This window comes from Streptomyces sp. NPDC053560 (assembly GCF_044544605.1).
GTDB lineage: Bacteria > Actinomycetota > Actinomycetes > Streptomycetales > Streptomycetaceae > Streptomyces.
In genome coordinates this window covers 64,547-83,706 of the sequence record NZ_JBITXI010000021.1, presented here as the reverse complement: position 1 = coordinate 83,706, position 19,160 = coordinate 64,547, and the positions used below count along the sequence as shown (strand labels likewise).

The following is a 19,160-nucleotide window of genomic DNA, read 5'->3' as shown; positions in this document are numbered from 1 at the left end:
CTGTATGCCAGCAGTGCGTGCCCATTCGCCCGGGCCCGGATCTGACCTGCCCGGATCTGATCTGACCTGCCCGGGCCGGCCCGGTCCGGACCTGACCTGATGTGACCTGCTCCCTGTCGCCGTCGCTGGCGGGGTGCCTGGGCGGTGACAGGGAGCAGGGGGCGCGGGCCCGGGACCTGGTACCCGGGAGCTGGTGCCTGGTGCTTGGTACCAGGTTGGGGCGGGGTGGGGTCAGTTGGCTGGGACGATGCCGCGGATGAGACCGAGGGACATCAGGTCCTGAGGCCGTAAGTGGAGCTGGTCGGCGGTTCGGGGGACGTCGGAGGGGGTGCGTTTGAGGATGGCGGTGGCCAATTCCGGGGCGATGACGGAGAAGTAGCTGTCCGGGGTCGCCCACAGTCGGCCCGGTGCGGCCAGTGCGAGCGCGCCGCCCGAGCCGCCCTCGCCGATGAGCAGCGAGGTCAGCGGCGTGCGCGCCTCGGCCATCGCCGTGAAGAGGTCCGCGATGGCGGCGCCGGCGCCGGACCGTTCGGCCGCCGTGTCGTTGGCCGCTCCCGGAGTGTCCACGAGGGTGAGGACGGGGATGCCGAGCCGGTCGGCGAGGCGTACGAGGCGGGCCGCGGTGCGGAAGCCGGCCGGGCGGGTGGCCGTACCGCACTGTGCCGCGTACGCCACCGTACGGCCGGCCCGGTGGCCGAACCCGCAGCGCATGCCGTCGTCCACGCCTCCGCAGCGATCGCCGCTGATCTCCTCGCGCCAGTCGAAGTACGTGTTCAGGTACGCGTCGGCGCGCGGGCGCGTGGGGGCGCGGGTCCGCTGCACCGCGCGCCAGCCCGATTCCGGCAGGTCGCCTGCGCCCTGCGCGGTCGGTACCGGTGCCGATTCCTCGTCCGTGGTGGTCAGCAGCCGCAGCCAGCGGGCGAGGGTGACCCGCAGCCGCTCGGGCGGTACGACCGCGTCGATGTGGCCCGTGGCCAGCTGGCCTTCGGCGGTGTACGCGGACGGGTCGGCGTCGGCGGGACGTACGCGGGAGCCGGCGAAGCCGACCTGTGCGCCCGGCAGTGCGAGGATGACGTCGGCGCCGGCGCCGAGCGTCGCCCAGCCGCCGCCGGTCGTCGGGTCGCGCAGGACCGCGAGCTGCGGGAGGCCGGCGGCACGAGTGAGCGCGGACTGCCCGGCGATGCGCTGGAGCTGAGTGAGGGCGAGCATGCCCTCCTGCATGCGGCTGCCGCCGGTGGCGATCAGGGAGACGACCGGGAGGCGGAGTTGGCGGGCCCGGATGTACGCGGCTTCCAGGCGGTCGCCGGTGTGCCGGCCGAGGGAGCCGCCGAGGTAGCGGAACTCGAAGGAGATGACGACGGCGGGGGTGCCGCCGAAGTCGGCGGTGCCGCAGACGACGGACTCGCGTTCCCCGGTCGTCTCGGTGGCACGGGCCCGCGCGGCACCGTAGCCGTCCCAGCGGAGGGGACCGTCGTCGACTGCCGGGGCGTGCGCTGATTCCACGGAAGCGGGCTGCACTGGTGTGGCCTGTGCCGATGCGGGCTGTCCCGGCGGGGGCTGCGCTGATGTGGGTTCCTGGGAGGAGCGCGCCCCGGCCGGCTCCTGCGGTGGGGGTGCCGGCTCGGGCGGGCCGTGGGCCGGCCTCGACGGGGTGGGGGCCGACGACGGGGTGGTGTGATCCGCCGCCGGGCGGGTGGGATCGGACCCGAGGCCGGACGGCTGTGCCAGGCCGGACGACTGCGCCAGGCCGGATGGCTGCGCCAGGCCGGGCGGCTTCGTCGTCGGGTCGGCGGGGCCGCGGCCCTCGTCCCTGTCGGTCGGCTCAGGCACCGGTTCCGGCTCCGGCTCCGGTTCCGGCTCCGAGCCGGTCGGCTCCGACTCCCGTACAACCGGCTCCCGTACGACCGGCTCCGGTGCGATGGGCTCCGAGCCGGGGAAGGGGCGGAAGGTTCCCTCGTCCGTCAGGCGGGCCAGTACCTCCCGTGCAGAGAGGCGAGCCGAGGGCGCCGCCTCGGCATTCGGTGTCCTGCCCGCGGACGCCCCGCCCGGAAGCGGCCCGCTCGCGGGCGTCGAGCCCGGCCCGCTCGCGGGCCCCGACGCCGACCCCTCACCGTTCGTGTGGTTACGCATGAAGGCCCCGCTTGAGGATCTTGCCCATGTCGTTGCGCGGGAGGGCGTCGAGGAAGTGGACGATGCGGGGGCGCTTGTGGGGCGCGAGCTGGGCGGCGACGTGGTCGATGAGTTCCTGTGCCGTCGGTGCCGAGCCGCCGTTCTCGTCCGTGCCGGGGACGATCCAGGCCACGATGCGCTCGCCGAGATCTTCGTCCGGTTCGCCGGTGACCGCGGCTTCGGCGACGCCCGGGTGTTCCAGCAGCGAGTTCTCGATCTCGCCCGCGCCGATCTTGTAGCCGCCGCTCTTGATGAGGTCGGTGGCCTTGCGGCCGACGATCCGGTACCGCCCGCCCGCGTCCCGGGTGGCCATGTCGCCCGTGCGGAACCAGCCGCCGTCGAACGCCTCGGCCGTCGCGTCCGGCCGGTTCAGGTACTCCACGAAGAGGTTCGGGCCGCGTACCTGGATCTCGCCGACCGTCTCGCCGTCGCTCTCCTCGATGGCCGTGCCGGACTCGTCGACCAGCCGCGCGTGCACGCCCGGCAGCGGCACGCCGACCGTGCCCGGCGCGGCGGTGTCGTCGGCCCGGACGGCGGTGTTCATCAGGGTCTCGGTCATGCCGTACCGCTCGACGACCCGTGCGCCGGTCGCCGCCGTGATCTTCTGGTGGTCCGTCAGCGGCAGCGCGGCCGAGCCGGATACCAGCAGCCGCGCACCGCCCAGCGCCTTGGCGAGCGCCGGGTTGTCGCCCGCCTCGGCGGCCAGCCGGTGGTACATCGTCGGCACGCCGAACAGCATCGTGCCGGGGCCGGCCAGTTCGCGCGCCACACCCTCGGTGGAGAAGCGGCCGAGGTGGTGCACGGTGCCGCCGCGGCGCAGCGGGCCGAGGATGCCCAGGATCAGGCCGTGGACGTGGAACAGCGGCAGGCCGTGGACGAGTACGTCATCGGCGGTCCACTGCCACGCCTCCTCCAGCGCGTCGAGCGTGGATGCGATCGCCCGCCGGGGAATGACCACGCCCTTGGGACGGCCCGTCGTGCCGGAGGTGTAGACGATCACGGCGGGGGCTTCGGCACCGGGCTCCGGGGGCAGCTCGACCACCCCGTCCGTCGCCCCGCCTGCCGCACCGGCCGGAGCGCCGGACTCGGCGCTCGCACCGCTCGCGCCCGGCTCCCCGGCCGACGTACCGGGTTCGCTTCCCTCGGCCGTCGCGCCCGATTCGGTCCCCTCGTACGGATCGACGTCGATGCGGGGCAGTGCGGCGAGCGGGCCGGGGAGTTGGGCGTCCGGTTCGGCCAGGACGAGCGTGGGCGCGCTGTCGGAGACGATGTGCGCCAGCTCGCTCTCGCCGATCTTGGGGTTGACCGGTACGGCCGGGATTCCGGCGAGCAGCGCCGCGACCACGGCGACCGAGGTCTCCATCGTGGGCGTGGCCCACACCGCCACCCGCCGCTCGGCGCCGATCCGCGCCGCGAGCGTGCCTGCGGACGCGGCGAGCTGTCCGTACGTCAGCGCGCGGTCCTGGAAACGCAGTGCGGTACGGGAGGACGCCGTACGCAGCGCCGGGAAAAGCTCGTTCACCGAAACTCCTTCGTTCTCTTGCTGTGTGGGTACCCACTCCTGGATACCCGAGGTCCCTGTGGAACCGTGGCGGGTGATCCCTGCCCGGTACACCCGAGGACGATGACCGGTACGTGATCACCCGTACGTGATCATCGATATCTGATGAGTGGTACGTGACGAGTCGTACGTGGGCGGGCGGGCCCGGGGCGGCCGACGGCATCTCGGTGTCAGCCGAAGCCCGGTACCACCAGCGCGAGCCAGACCAGTGCCGGTACGGCCACGACCACGAGGGCTCCGTACACCATCAACTGCCGGAAGAAACCGTCCCGGTCGACATTCTTGGCGTTCGCCAGCACCAGTGCGCCGTTCGTGGAGAACGGACTCACGTCGACGACGGTGGCGGAGACCGCGAGCGCCGCGACCATCCCGACCGCGCCGATCGAGCCCTGCGCCAGGAACGGTACGGCCAGGGGGATCAGCGCCCCGATGATGCCGACGGAGGAGGCGAACGCGGAGACCAGTGCGCCGATGTAACACAACAGCAGCGCGGCCAGCAGGGGTATGCCGATACCGCCGACGGCGTGGCCCGCCCAGGTGATGGTGCCCATCTCGTCCAGGACACCGACGTAGGTGAGGACACCGCAGATCAGCAGCACGGTGGGCCAGGTGATCTCCGAGACCGCGGCCTTGCTGTCCTGCGGCCATACGGCGCTGAGGACGACGGCGAGGGTGATCGCGGTCAGGCCTGCGTCCAGGTCCAGGACGAGGACCGCCACGACCAGCGCCAGCAGGGCGAGGAGGGTGGCGATGCGAGCCGGTGTGAGGGAGAGGGCCCCCACCGCCGTGCCGCCCTCGCCACTCGTTCGCGTGGTGGTTTCCGTGCCGCTCCGGCCACCCGCGAGTGTGGTGCTGTCCGTGCGGTTGTCGGCACTCGTGAGTGTGGTGCTGTCCGTGCGGTTGTCGGCACTCGTGAGCGTGGTGCTTTCCGTACCGTTGCCGGTACCCGGGAGCGTGGTGTTCGCGGCACGGTCGCCGCCACCCGTCCGGGGGAGGCGGAGCCCGCCCAGGGCGACGAAGAGGGCTGCCGCGATGACCAGGTTGACGATCAGGCTTGCGGCGAAGAGCGCGAGCGGGCTGCCGGGCAGCTGTTCGCGCGCGACGATGCCGTTGACGGTCGAGCCGTAGATGCTGATCGGCGAGAACCCGCCGGCCTGCGCGCCGTGCACCACCAGCGCGCCCATCAGTAGCGGACTGATGCCGTACTGCGCCGCGAAACCGAGCGCGAGTGGGGCGACGATCGCCACCGCCGCCGGGCTGACCGCGCCGATCGCGGTGAGCGCGCCGGTGACCGCGAACATCACCCACGGGATGAGCGCGACCCGGCCGCCGACCAGCCGCACCGATGCGTGCACCAGCCACTCGGTGGTGCCGTTGGCGCGGGCGATGGCGAAGAGGTACGTCACGCCGACCAGGACCACGAACAGGTCACCGGGGAAGCCGGCGAAGATGTCGTCCGTGCTCATCCCCGCGACCAGCGTGCCCACGCCGAACGCGGCGGCGAACGCCAGCGCGCCCATGTTGATCGACCGGGTGGTGGCCAGTACGAAGACAACGGCGAGCACGAGGATCGAGATCACTTCGGGCGACATCTGCGGCTCCGTTCATGGCCGGCCCGAGCGGCCTGAGCGGCCCGACCGGCTGGGGAAAGTGGGACAGGGGGAGGGGAGGGGGAGGGAGAAGGGAGAGGGGGAGGAAAAGGAAGAGGGGAAGGAGAGGTGCAGGGCGGGGACAGCGCACGGGCAGGGATGACGGCCCGGTGGGGTCGCGAGGGGCCCCGGCGGGACATTGGGTCAATGGCCAATTGGCTGAGCCACTTTGATGGCCAACGGCGACGTGCGTCAATACTCTTGGCACGGCGAACGAACCGAGGGGGCGACCGGATGTCCGAGGCACTGCGGCCGATGACCAGGCCACGGCTCTACGAGCAGGTGGTCGAGAGACTGCGTCAGTACGCCGCCGAGAGCGGGCTGAGCGCGGGCGACCGCCTGCCCCCGGAGCGCGAACTGGCCCAGCGGCTCGGGGTCAGCCGCGCGTCGGTGAAGCAGGCCATCGTGGTACTGGAGGTGCAGGGCCTGGTCGAGGTCCGGCATGGCGGCGGCACCTATCTCGTGCGCGGCACCCTGGACGCCGCCGAGCCCGTCGAGCGGCTGGTCGAGCGCCGCCGCCGGCTGCCGGACGTGCTGGAGGCGCGCGAGGCCATGGAGACCAAGCTCGCCGAACTGGCCGCCCGCCGCCGTACGGACGCCGACCTCGAAGCGCTCGACGACGCCCTCGCGCACATGGCGCAGGAGGTCGCGGACGGCGGGCCGGGCGTGGAGGGCGATCGCCGCTTCCACGCCGCCGTCACCGCGGCCGCGCACAGCACGCTGCTCGCCGAGTTCATGCGCGCCATCGCCGAGCAGATCACCGAGAGCCGAAACGAATCGCTGCGCCAGCCCGGCCGCCCCAAGCGCTCGCTCGCCCAGCACCGCCGGATCCTGGAGGCCATCAGGGAAGGCAATCCGAGGAGCGCGGCGACGGCCATGCGCCGGCACCTCCGTACGGTCGCCGAGGTACGGCTACTGACCTGGACGCCGGAGGACGGCGACGACGCGGCGGGTGCGCGGGACGTGCAGGACCACACCCCCGACAGAAGCCCTGACCTCTGAACCGCAGCCCCTGCCCCTGCCCCTCAGCCCGGGATCTTGCGGAAGTCCCACGATGCCACCGCATCCGGGGTGAGGCGGGCCCAGGCGTGGCGGCCGTCGTGCGGCATCGTCTCCATGCCGAAGTACTTCGCCGCGAAAAGACGCTCGGGCTCGGCCAGTTCCGGGCAGGGCTCGCCGTGGCGCGGTGCCTCGCCGACGAACGCCACGCTGCCCGACAGTTCGGCGCCGCGCAGCTCGCCGTACTCGTGGCCGTCGTCGACCACGACCGCCGTGCGCGGGTCCTTCACGAGCTGGGCCCAGCGCTTGCTGCGGGTGAGCGAGTACAGCCACAGCGATGTGCCGTCCCATACGAACCACAGCGCGCTGACATGCGGTGCGCCGTCCGGGCCGACCGTGGCGATCCGGCAGGTCCGCTGCCGGGTCAGGAAGGTGTTCAGCTCCTCCGGGCTCATCATGATCCGGCGTCCTCTGCGCTGCCCCGCCGCTGTCGCCATCTGCCGCCACCTCCGGTGTTCCGTACGTCCCTTGTCCGCGCCGGCCCCGGTCCGACCGGCCGGCTGCGGGCCCTGGCCGTCTGACCAAGTGTCAGGAATCATGGGCCCTCGGCTCAGCGAACGCAATGGACCCCCGGGCCCGACCGTCCGCCCCCAGGAGGCACCCCGCATGGCCACGGAAGCACAGGCAAACCAGGCCGCTCGTCTGGTGGAGCAGCTCGACCCCGCGACGACCGCGCTGCTCACCGTCGAGTGCCAGAACGGCGTCGTCGGACCGGAGAGCGCACTGCCCGAACTGGCCGAGGCGGCGCGCACCACCGGCGCGCTCGCCCAGGTGGCCCGGCTGACCGACGCCGCGCACGAGGCCGGTGTGCAGGTGCTGCACGCGGTCGCCGAACGCCGGCCCGACGGCCGCGGCGCCAGTCACAACGCCCGCCTCTTCCATGCCGCCGGGCGGCTGCCCGTACAGCAGATCACCGGGTCGGACGCGGTGCGGATAGCCGACCCGGTACCGGTGACCGAGGAGGACCTGATCGTGCGCCGGCTGCACGGGCTGTCGCCGATCTCCGGTACGGACGTGGACGCGCTGCTGCGCAACCTCGGCGTCCGCAACATCGTGGTCGTCGGCGTCTCGGCGAACGTGGCGATACCCAACGCGGTCTTCGACGCGGTCAACCTCGGCTACACGGCGGTGGTGCCGGCCGATGCCATCGCCGGGGTGCCCGCCGAATACACCCCGGCCATGGTGCGCAACACCCTCGCCCTCGTCGCCACCGTCACCTCCACGGACGCGGTGCTCACCTGCTGGAAGCGGCCGCGCCGGGAGCGGTGAGGCAGGGGGACGAGGGGGCGCGGGCGGCCTCAGGCCAGTTCGATCTCGCCGCCGCTGACCTTCAGCGGTACGGAGGGCAGGCCCTTGGTCGCCGGGCCGTGGCGCACGCTGCCGTCGGCGATGGCGTACTTGCTGCCGTGGCAGGGGCAGTCGATCGTGCCGCCGCTGACCTTGCCGACCAGGCAGCCCGCGTGGGTGCAGACCGCGGAGAAGGCCTTGAAGTTGCCCTCGGAGGGCTGGGTCACCACGATCTTCTGCGCCTTGAAGATCTTGCCGCCACCGGAGGGGATCTCCGAGGTCTTGGCCAGTACCTTCCCGCCGCCGCGGCTGGGGCCGCTGCCCTCGGACGACTCCGAACCGCCGGCCGACGGGGAGCCGTCCGATGACGGCGACCCCGAAGAGGCCGAGGAGGCCGACGGTGACGACGAGCCGTAGTTGCCGCCCCCGCCGCCACCGCCACCACCTCCGCTGTCGTTCCCGCACGCCGCGAGCGCCGCGGTCAGCCCCGCGGCACCGGCCGCCGCCACCAACGTACGCCGGGCGCTGCCGGGACGCGCTGTCGATCGGGCATCGCCGGGCGCTCCGGCAGGGCCGGCCGCTTCGGCACGGTCCGGTGATGGTGAACTCATGATGCCTCCACAGGCCCCGGTCCCGGTCGGGAGCCGGGACGGATCCTGAGGACCGGTGGTGTACCGGTCCCGTGCGGGTGTCCACTGGCTCTTGTGAAGGTTCCATACGGACCCCGAGCCTCCGGTGTTCAGCGGCTCGGCCGACCGGGTGTTTCCCGACCGGGTGTTTCGAGCGGAGGACGATCGACCGTCGGGACAAAGAAACACGCGGAGACACGCGGAGACACGCAGAGACACGCGGAAACATGCAGAGACACGCGGAAACGCAAGGAAACGCGCGGAAACGCAAGGAAAAGAGGGGAGGCGGGCCTACGGTGCGTACTCCGTAGGCGTGGGGAGTATCCGTTCCGCGACCTTCAGTACGTTGTGCAGGGCCGCCGACCCGTTGTCCGCGTGCCAGGCGAGGGCGATCGGCAACGGGGCCACCTCGCCCGCCAAGGGGCGGAAGACCACCTGCTCCAGGCGGATGCGGCGGGCCGACTCGACTACCAGAGCCACGCCCACCCCGGCTCCGACCAGGCCGAGGAGGTGGTAGGAGTCCGGTGCTTCCTGGGCGATGCGCGGCGTGAAGCCGGTGGTGCGGCAGGCATGCACCGTCGCATCCCGTACGGCCGATCCGCGCGCGGCAGGTAACGTCACGAAGTGCTCCGCCGCCAGCTCTGCGAGGTCGACCACCTCCCGCGCGGCCAGCGGGTGGCTGTCCGGCAGCGCGCACACCAGCCGCTCGACGCGGACGACGCGGGAGAGGATGCCGCGGCGTACGGGGAGCGGAACGAATCCGAGGTCGAGGGTGCCGTCGGCGATCCGGTCGAGCGCCTCGCCGGAGTGCACCTGGCCCTGCAACGCCAGCTCGATGCCCGGGAATTCCGTGGTGACGGCACGGGCCAGCGGGGGCAGTGCCGCGTAGCCGCCGGCGTCCGCGTACCCCACCGTCACCCGGCCCGCCTCGCCCAGACTGACCGACCGCACCGTGCGGCGCGCGGCGGAGGCGTCGGCGAGGAGGCTGCGGGCCGGTGCCAGCAGGGCCTGTCCGGCCGCGGTCAGCCGGACCGAGCGCGTGGTGCGCTCGAAGAGGGTGGCGCCCAGGTCCCGTTCCAGCAGCCGGATCTGCTGGCTGAGCGGGGACTGGGCGATGTGCAGGCGCTCCGCGGCCCGGCCGAAGTGCAGCTCCTCGGCGACGGCCACGAACCCGGAGAGATGGCGCAGTTCCACGCGCCGCACCCTCTCAGGGTGCGCGACCGCCGCTCAAGCGCGGTAGGCGGGCCCCGTACCGGGCGGCCGGGTTCCGGCGACGATCCGGCCAGATCCGGTCCGCACCGCACGCATCCGACCGCCTCGGGCCGTGTGTCACCCCGCTGCCGGGCGCGTGCCGATGCCGAGCGCGTCCCGGAGGAAATCGCACTGGAAGAGGAGGAGGTTCTCGTTCACCCGGTCGTCGGCGGGCGCGTGGGTCGCGCCCGACAGGGGCAGCACCGTGTGCGGGCGGCCGGCGGCGAGCAGTTCGGCCGAGAAGCGCAGCATGTTGGCGGGCGCGACGTTGTCGTCGGCCAGGCCGTGGATCAGCAGCAGCGGGCGGCGCAGCAGGTGACCCCGGCCGGTGAGCGAGGACCGGTCGTAGTTCTGCGGCTCCTTGTCGGGATGGCCGAGGAAGCGCTCCTTCCAGTACGTGTCGTACAGCCGCTGGTCGGTGGGTGCCGCGCCCGCCACCGCCGCGTGGAAGACCTCCGGGCGGAGCAGCACCGCGGCGGCGGCCAGGAACCCGCCGAAGGACCAGCCGCGGATCGCCACCCGGGTGAGGTCGAGGTCCGGCACCTGCTCGGCGGCCGCGTGCAGGGCGTCCACCTGGTCCTCCAGGGCGGGCGTCAGCTGGTCGCCGTGGATCTCCTTCTCCCAGTCGGGGCCGCGGCCCGGTGTGCCGCGCCCGTCGGCGACCAGCACCGCGAAGCCCTGCTCGGCGAACCACTGCGAGACGCACGCCGGCCAGTCGCGGGCGGCGACCACCATCTGCATGCCGGGACCGCCGTACGGGTCGAGCAGTACGGGCAGCGGCCCCGTACCCGGTTCGTACCAGGACGGGAGGTACAGCGCGGCCCGCAACTCCCGTGCTCCGAGCAGGAGATGGCGTGGGCGCGGGGTGACGGCCGGGGCCTCCGCCAGGGAGGCGAGGGCGGTCACGGCGGAGGCGGCGGTGGTGAAGGCTGTTGCCGTTGCCGTTGCCGTTGCCGTTGCCGTCGTCGCCGTCGCTCCGCCCGCCCGGCGGACTTCCGCGTACGGTCCGTCCGGTGTCAGCCCGTGGAAGACGGCCGTGCCGCCACGCACCACGGCCGCATGCGTGCCCGGCCCGCCGCTCAGCCGCACCGGTTTCGCTTCCTCCGTCTCCCCCGTTTCCTTCATCTTTTCCGTCTCCTCCGGGTCGTGGCACCACACATGGGTCTCCGTCGGGTCGTCGGAGGCGGTGAAGAAGACCCGCTCGCCCTCCGTGCCCAGCACGGTCCGGACCTGGAGACCGGCCGGTGTCACCACCTCGCCGCCGACCGTCAGATGCCGGGTGCCCGCCACGTCGTACGTGACCACCAGCGCGCCGGACGCGGTCCTGACCGGCGTACCGGGCACCGGCTCCACCCACGCGGGGTCGGTCCGCTCGTCGAGCACCGAGGTGGCGCCGGTGTCCGGGTCGACGGCGAGCGTGCGCAGCGTTCGCTGGTCGCGGGACTGCACCCCGAGGAGCGGGCCGTGCGCGTCCCAGCCGGCGGTGACCAGGTACTCGTACGCCGTCCGGTCCCACACCACCTCGGTGCGGCTGCCGTCCAGCCGGTACACCCACAGGGTCACGTCGGCGTTGGCCGTGCCGGCCACCGGGTAGCGCACCACGCGCGGCGGCCGGTCCGGGCGGGCCGGGTCGCTGATCCAGCGGTGCCGCACCGGTGTGGTGTCCACCCGCGCGACGAGCAGCCGCTCGCCGTCCGGGGACCACCAGTGGGCGCGCAGCCGGCCCATGGACTCCGCGGCGGTGTAATCGGCGAGTCCGTAGCTGATCTCCGGACCTTCGGCCGCCGCCAGCCGCCGGTCCTCCCGCCCCGGCTTCTCCACACCGGCCGAGCTGCCCGGTGCCGGCACGACGTGCAGCGAACGGCCCGTCACATAGGCGATGTGCCGCCCGTCGGGGGAGGGGCGCGGGTCGACGACGGGGCCCGCCGCCGGGACCGGGAAGGGCTTGCCCTCGTCCGTGCGCACCGCCCACAGCGCGCCGCCCAGCGCGAAGACCGCGAGACGGGCCGCGCTGTCGGTCGCGTACGACACCACTCCGGCGGTGCGCTCGCGGGCCCGCTCCCGGCGCAGCCGCTCTTCCTCCGGCACCTCGGCACCGGCGCCCACCAGCGCGGTCGGGTCGACGAGCAGCCGTTCCCCGTCCTCCGCCAGCAGCCAGAGCCGGCCTATCGGGTCCCGGCCACCGCCGGTACGGGTGAACAGGACGCGCTGGCCGTCGGGGGAGAGGGTGAAGTTCCGTGGCGCGCCGAGCGAGAAGCGGCGGGTGCGGGCGAATTGGCGGGGAAAGTCGGCGGAGGAAGAAGAGTCCATGAAGGAGTCCTATCGGTATTCCGTCGGTCGCCGACAGCGAATACCTCCAGGGGAGTGCCGGGACGGCTGGAGGAGTGCCGGGACAGCAACCGGACCGATGACGCCCGGCGAGGCCCGACGTCCGGCGAAGACCGGCGACGACCGGTCGTGGGCGGCGGCAAGCCTCAGCAAGCGTTGATAAGTTTGCGCAAGCTCTGATGCCGGCGGCGGCCTCCGCCGGCCGTCGCCCGCCCTCGCCGCGAGGAAGGCAGCCATGTCGCCCACCCTGACCGACGTCGCCCGACGTGCCGAAGTGGCGCTCTCCACGGCGTCCCGGGCGTTCAGCGAACCCGGGCGGCTGGGCCCGGAGACCTTGCGCAAGGTGCTGGCCGCCGCACAGGAATTGGGTTACCAGCCGACCGTGTCCCGGACGTCCGAAGCGGCCGGGCGCGCGGAGACCACCATCGCCGTGGTCGTACCGGACATCGCCAACCCGGTCTTCGGCGCGTTCGTCAAGGCGGCCCAGGGTGTGGGCTGGTCACGGGGGCAGACGGTCGTCCTCGCCGACACCGACTTCGACCCGGACCGCGAGCGGGCGCTGCTCACGCGCATGCGGGAGCAGTCCGACGGTCTGGTGGTGTGCTCGCCGCGGCTGCCCGCCGACGAGGTTCTGTCGCTGTGCGGCCGCACCCCGGCCGTACTGGTCAACCGCGAGACCACCGGGGCGGACTGCGTGCTGGCGGACGCGGAGGACGGGCTGCGCCAGGCCGTCGACCACCTCGTCGCGCTGGGCCACCACCGGCTCGCCTACGTACAGGGCTCCCGGCACTCCTGGTCCAACGCCCGGCGCGTGGCACTCGTCCGCGCGCAGACCGAACGAGCGGGCATGGCGCTGGAGTTGCTGGGCTGGCAGGCCGAGACCGTGGCCGGCGGCTCCGCCGCGGCCGCCGGTGTGCTCGCCTCCGGCGCGTCCGCCGTGATCACTCACAACGACCTGATGGCGCTGGGAGTGCTCACGGGAGTCCGCGCGATGGGCGTACGAGTGCCCGAGGAGCTGAGCGTCATCGGCGTCGACGACATCCCCTTCGCCGCGGTGTCGCACCCGGCGCTCACCAGTATCGCGGTCCCGATGGACCGGGCCGGCTCGCTCAGCCTCGACCTGCTGGCACGCGCCGTCGCAGGCGAGCGGCAGACACCCCGGGTGCTGCCACTGCCCACCCAACTCGTCGTCCGCGGCTCCACGGGACCGGCCCGAAACGAATGACCGGCAGGTCGCGGGGACGGAGCGAGGCAACTGAGGCAACCGGGCCCCACCTCAGGCAACCAATCCCCACCTCGGGCAACCGGTTCCAGGAACCGGTTCCACCAGGATGACACCGAGGCGCCTGCTGCCTCGGCCATCACCCGATGTGACGCGCTCATGGGTTCCGCCCTGCGGCAGTGCCGTGCGATGCGGTCTGCAACCGGTCTCTGCAACGGGTTTCATGCGGTGTCGTTGCATGAATCGATTCATCATACCGGTATCTCCCTCGCCCATCCGCTCTCCCTCAATTTTGTCCGGTCCATTGACCGTGCCGCGGTGCGTCCCTACCTTGTTCGCACAACACGGCAAGCGCTTTCCTTGAACGATTCAAATCGACACACCTGTGGGCTGCTTCGATGCCCTGGTGGGCTGTGCGGGATACGTGCGGAGGACGACTGTGCGTGCCAGTGGGAGAGTTGACCGGCGCGGCCTGCTGAAGATCACGGGGGGCTCGGTCGCCGCCCTCGGTCTGACGGCGGCCGGCTGCGGTACCGGCGGGGGATCGGCGGACGGGACCGTCACGATCCGGTACGCGTGGTGGGGCGCCGACGACCGGGCCAAGCGGATCAAGAAGAGCATCGCGCTCTTCGAGGAGAAGCACCCCAAGATCAAGGTCAAGACGGACTTCCAGGACTATGTGGCCTTCTGGGAGAAGTTCCAGACCCAGGCCGCGGGCGGCAATCCACCGGACGTGTTCCAGTGTGCCGTCGCGTTCCTGCGGAAGTACGACAAGCGGGGTGTGCTGCTCGACCTGAAGCAGCAGGCCGACGCGGGCCGTCTGAAGATGACGGGCTTCCGGTCGGGCCTGGAGAAGGCCGGCGAGGTGGACGGCAAACTGCTGGGCGTCCCGGTCGGCTCCAACACGATGTCGCTCGTCATCGACGAGAAGGTGTTCAAGAAGGCCGGTGTCGTGCCGGAGGAGGGCTGGACCTACCTGGCGCTGCTGGGAGAGCCGAGATGAGGCGCACGGCACGCTTCACCCTCGACCCCGCCTTCACCGTCGGCGAGTCCGGCCCGCGGCTCTTCGGTGCCTTCGTCGAGCATCTCGGACGCTGCGTCTACACCGGCATCTTCGAGCCGGGCCACCCGGCCGCCGACGGGGCCGGACTGCGCACCGACGTGCTGGCACTCATCCGCGAGCTGGGCGTCACCGTGATCCGCTACCCCGGCGGCAACTTCGTCTCCGGCTACAGGTGGGAGGACTCGGTCGGGCCGGTCGAGCACCGGCCGCGGCGGCTGGACCTGGCCTGGCGGTCGACGGAGACCAACCGCTTCGGCCTCGCCGAGTACGCCGGTCTCCTCAGGAAGCTCGGCCCGCAGGCCGAGCCCATGATGGCGCTCAACCTCGGCACCCGGGGCGTCGCCGAGGCGCTGGAGCTCCAGGAGTACGCCAACCACCCGGCCGGCACCGAGCTGTCCGAGCGGCGCATCGCGCACGGCGACAAGGACCCGTACGGCATCCGCCTGTGGTGCCTGGGCAACGAGCTGGACGGATTCTGGCAGACCGGCCACAAGACGGCGGCGGAGTACGCGCGGCTGGCCGCCGAGACGGCCCGCGCGATGCGGCAGGCCGACCCAGGCGTCGAGCTGGTCGCCTGCGGCTCCTCCGGCCGGGCCATGCCGACCTTCGCCGCGTGGGAGGCGACCGTGCTCGCCGAGACCTACGACCTGGTCGACCACGTCTCCCTGCACGCGTACTACGAGGAGGAGGACGGCGACCGGGACTCCTTCCTGGCCTCGGCCGTCGACATGGAGTCATTCATCGAGGACACCGTGGCGACCTGCGACCACATCGGCGCGCGCCTGAAGTCGACGAAGCGGATCACCCTCTCCTTCGACGAGTGGAACGTCTGGTACATGTCCCGGGCGCAGGACGGGGCCGCCGCGGCGCCGGCCGGCTGGCCCGAGGCACCGCGGCTGCTGGAGGACCACTACAGCGTCACCGACGCGGTCGTCGTCGGCTCGCTGCTGATCGCGTTGCTGCGCCACGCCGACCGGGTGGCCGTCGCCTGCCTCGCCCAGCTGGTCAACGTCATCGCGCCGATCCTGACCGAGCCGGGCGGTCCGGCCTGGCGGCAGACCACCTTCTTCCCCTTCGCGCAGGCCTCGCGCTACGGCCGCGGGCAGGTCCTGGACGTACGGGTGGACTCACCCACGTACACCACGGCGAAGTACGGCGAGGTACCGCTGCTGCACGCCACCGCGGTACGCGATCCGGAGACCGGAGCGGTCACCGTCTTCGCGGTCAACCGCAGCCAGGACGCCGCGCTGCCCCTGGAAGTGGCGCTGCACGGGCTGGGCGTGACACATGTCACCGGGCACAGCGCCCTGGCCGACGCGGATCCCGAGGCCCGCAACACCCTCGACGCGCCGGACCGGGTCGTGCCGCACGAGGTGGCGGGGACGGTGCTCCAGGGCGGCACACTGCGCGCCACCCTGGAACCGCTGTCGTGGAACGTCGTCCGGCTCGGCTGACGGGCCGTCCGATGTGCTTACGGAGTGGTGATCGTCGGCCGGGGCGGCGTTCCCATGCCGGCGCCGAGGAAGAAGCTCGGGTGCGGCGGCTGGTTGTAGCCGGAGTTCTGCCAGGCCAGGCCGGTGCGGTACATGGTGTCGTGCAGCAGTGTGGTGATCCTGGTGCCGGTCTCGTGCGGCGTCGAGTAGATCCGCAGGTTGCGGTTGTCGGAGGTGCGCCAGACGACCTCCTCGCGCCAGTCGCCGAGGATGTCGCCGGAGAGCACGGGGGTCGCCTTGGTGCCGTTGTTGGAGGCTACCGAGGCGCCGGTCAGCAGGCGGGTGTCACCGCCGGTGCCGTACTTGTCGATGTGGGTGCCGTCCAGCAGTTCGCGGGTGGTGTCCCCGTCCCACCAGCTGAGGAAGTTCGCCGAGGACGGTTCGCGGCCCTTGGCGGCGCCGGCCTCGTCGCGTATCTGGCTGTCGGAGGCGGACCACACCTCGGCCCCGTCGTTGCCGGACCAGATGTCACCGGCGACGCCGCGCCCGTTGTCGCAGCAGGCGGCGAGCTGCCAGCGGACCGAGCCGTTTTTGGGGTCGATGTACAGCTCGGCGGGCTGGCCCGTGGACTCGGAGACCTTGAAGTACTCCAGGCCCGCGGTGCCAGGGTCCAGGTCGCCGAGGTGCTGGGCGTCGCCGTGCCCGGTCCTCGTGGTCCACAGCGCGTTGCCGTTGTCGTCCACCGCCATCGCGCCGTGGACGACCTCGTCCTTGCCGTCGCCGTCCACGTCGCCGACGGAGAGACTGTGCGAGCCCTGCCCGTCGTAGCCCTTGCCCTTGTTGGTGGAGGAGTCGGTGTCGAAGGTCCAGCGCCGGGTGAAGGCGCCGTTGCGCCAGTCCCAGGCGGCGATCACGCTGCGGGTGTAGTAGCCGCGCGCCATGATCAGGGACGGCCGGGAGCCGTCCAGGTAGGCGGTGCCGGCGAGGAAGCGGTCCACGCGGTTGCCGTAACTGTCCCCCCAGGAGGCGACGTTGCCGCGTGCGGGCACGTAGTCGGTGGTGCCCATCGCGGCGCCCGTCCGGCCGTCGAACATGGTCAGGTACTCGGGACCGGACAGCACGTATCCGCTGCTGTTGCGGTGGTCGGCGGAGGCGTTGCCGATCGCCTTGCCCTGCCCGTCGACCGTGCCGTCGGCGGTCTTCATCGCGACCTCGGCCCGGCCGTCGCCGTCGTAGTCGTACACCTGGAACTGCGTGTAGTGCGCCCCGGAGCGGATGTTGCGGCCCAGGTCGACGCGCCACAACCGGCTGCCGTCGAGCCTGATGCCGTCGACGATCGTGTTGCCGGTGTAGCCGGACTGGGAGTTGTCCTTGGCGTTGGTGGGCTGCCACTTCAGTACGAAGTCCAGCGCGCCGTCGCCGTCGAGGTCGCCCACCGAAGCGTCGTTGGCCTCGTAGGCGTACGCCACGCCGTCCGGGGTGGTGCCGCCCGCCGGGGGAGTGATCGGTACGTCCTTGTAGCCGGCGCGGAGCTGCACGGCGTGCGCCGAGTCGCCCTGCTCGGTGCCGTTCACGACCGCGCGGACGGTGTAGTCGGCCTGTTCGGGCGCGCCCGCGTGGAAGTAGTTCGTCGAGCCGGTGATGGGGGTGGAGTTGACCTTGGTGCCGGCCCGGTAGACGTTGAAGGAGACGTTGTCGGGGTCGGTGCCGAGCCAGCGCCAGCCGACCAGATTGCCGCCGCTGGTGTGGACGCTGACCACGCCGCGGTCGAGCTTCTCGGCCTGCCGGGCGGGGGCGGCGGACGCGGTGTCCGGGAGCGCGGCGAGACCGGCCGCGGCGAGTGTGCCGGCCACCACGGCGGTGACCAGGGCGCGGCGGCGGTCGTTGCGTTGTCTCCGCCGGGGACGGGGCGCTTGGGGATGTTGCACGTTGCCTCCTGGCGTGCGGTGCGGGTGGGGTACGGGAGGGATCCCGTGTGCTCCGGTGGGCGCAGCGCCCGGAAGGGTTGCCGCCGTTGCCGTCATCGCCGCCACCGTCCCCCGAACCGGAGCGGGCCTTCCGGACGGTTGCCCGGGGCCCGGACCGCCCCTAGCCTGTGTTCGCCATGTCGAGGAGTGGTCGAAATCCCGAACAAAAGGGAGGGTGGGTGAACAGGTCCGTGGACGGAGCAGTGGCCGCGCCCGCCGACGCCGCCACGGAGTTCCGCGCGTTCTTCGAACGCCACTACGCCGAACTCGGCCGGCTCGCCCGGCTGCTGACCGGCGACACCGAAGGCGCCGACGACCTGGCGGCCGACGCGCTGGTCGCGCTCTGGCACCGCTGGGACCGGGTCCGCGCCGCCGACCACCCCGCCGCGTACGCCCGGGGTGTCGTCGCCAACCTGGCCCGCAGCCACATCCGCAGCGCCATCCGGGAACGCCGCCGGATCGCGCTGTTCTGGGCGCAGTGTTCCGAGCACACCGACGCGCCGGACGTGCCCGCCGTCGTCGATGTGCAGCAGGCGCTGCGCACCCTGCCGTTCCGCAAGCGGGCCTGTGTCGTGCTGCGGCACGCCTTCGATCTGTCCGAGCGCGAGACCGCGCTCGCCCTCGGCATCTCGGTCGGTACGGTGAAGAGCCAGACCTCCAAGGGGATGGCGCAGCTGGAACGGCTGCTGGGTGCGCGCGCCGCGGGGGAACTCGTCGGCAGGAGGACGTGATGGACGAGGTGCGCCGCCGGCTGCGGCAGGCCGCGGCGGCCCACCGCCCGGACCGGGAACGCATGCTGGCCCGGGTCGAGCGCGGTATGACCGTGCCCGACCGGCCCGTGCCGGGGCGGTCGGGCCGTACGGCGCCCTGGCTGCGGATCGCGGGCGCGACGGCCGCCGTAGCCGGAGTCCTGGCGGCCGGCGGCTACGGCGTGTCCGCGGTGCTGGACGACCACGGCAGCGGTGGCAGGGCCGACGGCGCCGCCCCGCCCGCCCACAGCGCGCCGCCCGTGCCGAGCGGCTCGTCCGCGCCCGGTGACCCCCGGGGTGGCGCCCGTACCGAGGACGGCCCGCTCTGGAGCGACGGCTCCGTCGACCCGCACAGCAACGACTTCTGGGCCCAGAGCAATGTGACCCTGCAGACGGCGAAGCCGCTCACCGCCCTGGCCGTGGAGCTGCGCGTCGCGCGTACCGAGGGCGTGCGGTCGACCGGTGCGTGGCGCACGCTGCCCGAGGAGGACTTCACCTTCACCGTCCGGCCCGAGGGCGGCTTCCTGGTCTACCGCTGGACGCTGAAGGACGGCCGTACGGTGCCCGCGGGCCGCCATGTCTTCGCGGGGCAGTACGACCATGCGCGCGGCGGCCGGGACGCCGGAGCGGACGGCTACGCGGCCACCGCGCGGTCCGGCCGTGAACGGGCGTCGGGGGGGGGGGGCCGGGCCCCCCCCCCCCGCGGGGGCGCAAAAAGCCGCGGGGCGGCCAACCCCGACCCCCTGGGGGGGGGCCGCACCCCGGGGGGGGGCGCCCCCCACCGCGGGGCCCC

The 19,160-nt window shown here is 72.7% G+C and carries 14 protein-coding genes and 1 pseudogene; 7 read left to right on the top strand and 8 right to left on the bottom strand.

The genetic code is table 11. The features are described from left to right. Positions 1–231: 231 nt before the first annotated feature. The 3 genes from ACIGQF_RS36170 to ACIGQF_RS36160 form a co-directional block, all read right to left on the bottom strand. A complete protein-coding gene (locus ACIGQF_RS36170; RefSeq protein WP_399719590.1) occupies positions 232–1,503 on the bottom strand; it encodes a carboxyl transferase domain-containing protein in 1,272 nt (423 codons plus the stop codon). A 619-nt stretch (positions 1,504–2,122) separates the two neighbouring features. Continuing rightward, entirely contained in the window at positions 2,123–3,691 is a 1,569-nt protein-coding gene (locus ACIGQF_RS36165) for an acyl-CoA synthetase (protein ID WP_399719589.1), read from the bottom strand. 209 nt (positions 3,692–3,900) lie between these two features. Beyond that, entirely contained in the window at positions 3,901–5,322 is a 1,422-nt protein-coding gene (locus ACIGQF_RS36160; RefSeq protein WP_399719587.1) for an SLC13 family permease, read from the bottom strand. Positions 5,323–5,613: 291 nt separating this feature from the next. Here ACIGQF_RS36160 and ACIGQF_RS36155 point away from each other — a divergent pair, with 291 nt between their 5' ends. Further along, on the top strand, positions 5,614–6,381 hold the full coding sequence (locus ACIGQF_RS36155) for a FadR/GntR family transcriptional regulator (RefSeq protein WP_399719584.1): 768 nt from the start codon (positions 5,614–5,616) through the stop codon (positions 6,379–6,381). Between the two features lie 23 nt (positions 6,382–6,404). Here ACIGQF_RS36155 and ACIGQF_RS36150 read toward each other — a convergent pair whose 3' ends face one another. After that, a complete protein-coding gene (locus ACIGQF_RS36150; protein ID WP_399719581.1) occupies positions 6,405–6,875 on the bottom strand; it encodes a pyridoxamine 5'-phosphate oxidase family protein in 471 nt (156 codons plus the stop codon). A 169-nt stretch (positions 6,876–7,044) separates the two neighbouring features. Here ACIGQF_RS36150 and ACIGQF_RS36145 point away from each other — a divergent pair, with 169 nt between their 5' ends. Beyond that, positions 7,045–7,707: a cysteine hydrolase gene (locus tag ACIGQF_RS36145; protein WP_399719579.1), complete on the top strand. Its 663-nt coding sequence runs from the start codon at positions 7,045–7,047 to the stop codon at positions 7,705–7,707. Between the two features lie 29 nt (positions 7,708–7,736). Here the strand turns inward: ACIGQF_RS36145 and ACIGQF_RS36140 are convergent, their stop codons facing one another. From ACIGQF_RS36140 to ACIGQF_RS36130, 3 genes are all read right to left on the bottom strand, one after another. Beyond that, positions 7,737–8,336 (bottom strand): Rieske (2Fe-2S) protein, encoded by a 600-nt coding sequence (locus ACIGQF_RS36140; protein WP_399719576.1) that lies wholly within the window; start codon positions 8,334–8,336, stop codon positions 7,737–7,739. 309 nt (positions 8,337–8,645) lie between these two features. Beyond that, the gene (locus ACIGQF_RS36135; protein ID WP_399719573.1) at positions 8,646–9,548 is read right to left on the bottom strand and encodes a LysR substrate-binding domain-containing protein; all 903 of its coding nucleotides are present in this window, start codon (positions 9,546–9,548) and stop codon (positions 8,646–8,648) included. Positions 9,549–9,683: 135 nt separating this feature from the next. Then, positions 9,684–11,915 carry a prolyl oligopeptidase family serine peptidase gene (locus tag ACIGQF_RS36130; protein ID WP_399719570.1) on the bottom strand — a complete coding sequence of 744 codons (2,232 nt, stop codon included), beginning with the start codon at positions 11,913–11,915 and terminating at the stop codon, positions 9,684–9,686. A 253-nt stretch (positions 11,916–12,168) separates the two neighbouring features. Here ACIGQF_RS36130 and ACIGQF_RS36125 point away from each other — a divergent pair, with 253 nt between their 5' ends. The 3 genes and pseudogenes from ACIGQF_RS36125 to ACIGQF_RS36115 all read left to right on the top strand — a co-directional run bounded on the left by ACIGQF_RS36125 (position 12,169) and on the right by ACIGQF_RS36115 (position 15,672). Further along, complete coding sequence (locus tag ACIGQF_RS36125) at positions 12,169–13,158, top strand: LacI family DNA-binding transcriptional regulator (RefSeq protein ID WP_399719568.1); 990 nt, start codon at positions 12,169–12,171, stop codon at positions 13,156–13,158. Between the two features lie 436 nt (positions 13,159–13,594). Beyond that, positions 13,595–14,131 (top strand): annotated as a pseudogene (locus ACIGQF_RS36120) (extracellular solute-binding protein); the annotation flags it as partial. Between the two features lie 23 nt (positions 14,132–14,154). Then, a complete protein-coding gene (locus tag ACIGQF_RS36115) occupies positions 14,155–15,672 on the top strand; it encodes an alpha-N-arabinofuranosidase (RefSeq protein WP_399719566.1) in 1,518 nt (505 codons plus the stop codon). 17 nt (positions 15,673–15,689) lie between these two features. Here ACIGQF_RS36115 and ACIGQF_RS36110 read toward each other — a convergent pair whose 3' ends face one another. Beyond that, a complete protein-coding gene (locus tag ACIGQF_RS36110; protein WP_399719563.1) occupies positions 15,690–17,579 on the bottom strand; it encodes a rhamnogalacturonan lyase in 1,890 nt (629 codons plus the stop codon). A gap of 218 nt (positions 17,580–17,797) precedes the next feature. On the opposite strand from ACIGQF_RS36110, the gene ACIGQF_RS36105 reads away from it, so the two are divergent. Both ACIGQF_RS36105 and ACIGQF_RS36100 read left to right on the top strand, forming a co-directional pair. Beyond that, positions 17,798–18,349 (top strand): SigE family RNA polymerase sigma factor, encoded by a 552-nt coding sequence (locus ACIGQF_RS36105; RefSeq protein WP_399719561.1) that lies wholly within the window; start codon positions 17,798–17,800, stop codon positions 18,347–18,349. Continuing rightward, the coding region (locus tag ACIGQF_RS36100) for a hypothetical protein (RefSeq protein WP_399719558.1) at positions 18,349–19,160 on the top strand (812 nt) is incomplete at its 3' end. The genes ACIGQF_RS36105 and ACIGQF_RS36100, both read left to right, overlap by 1 nt.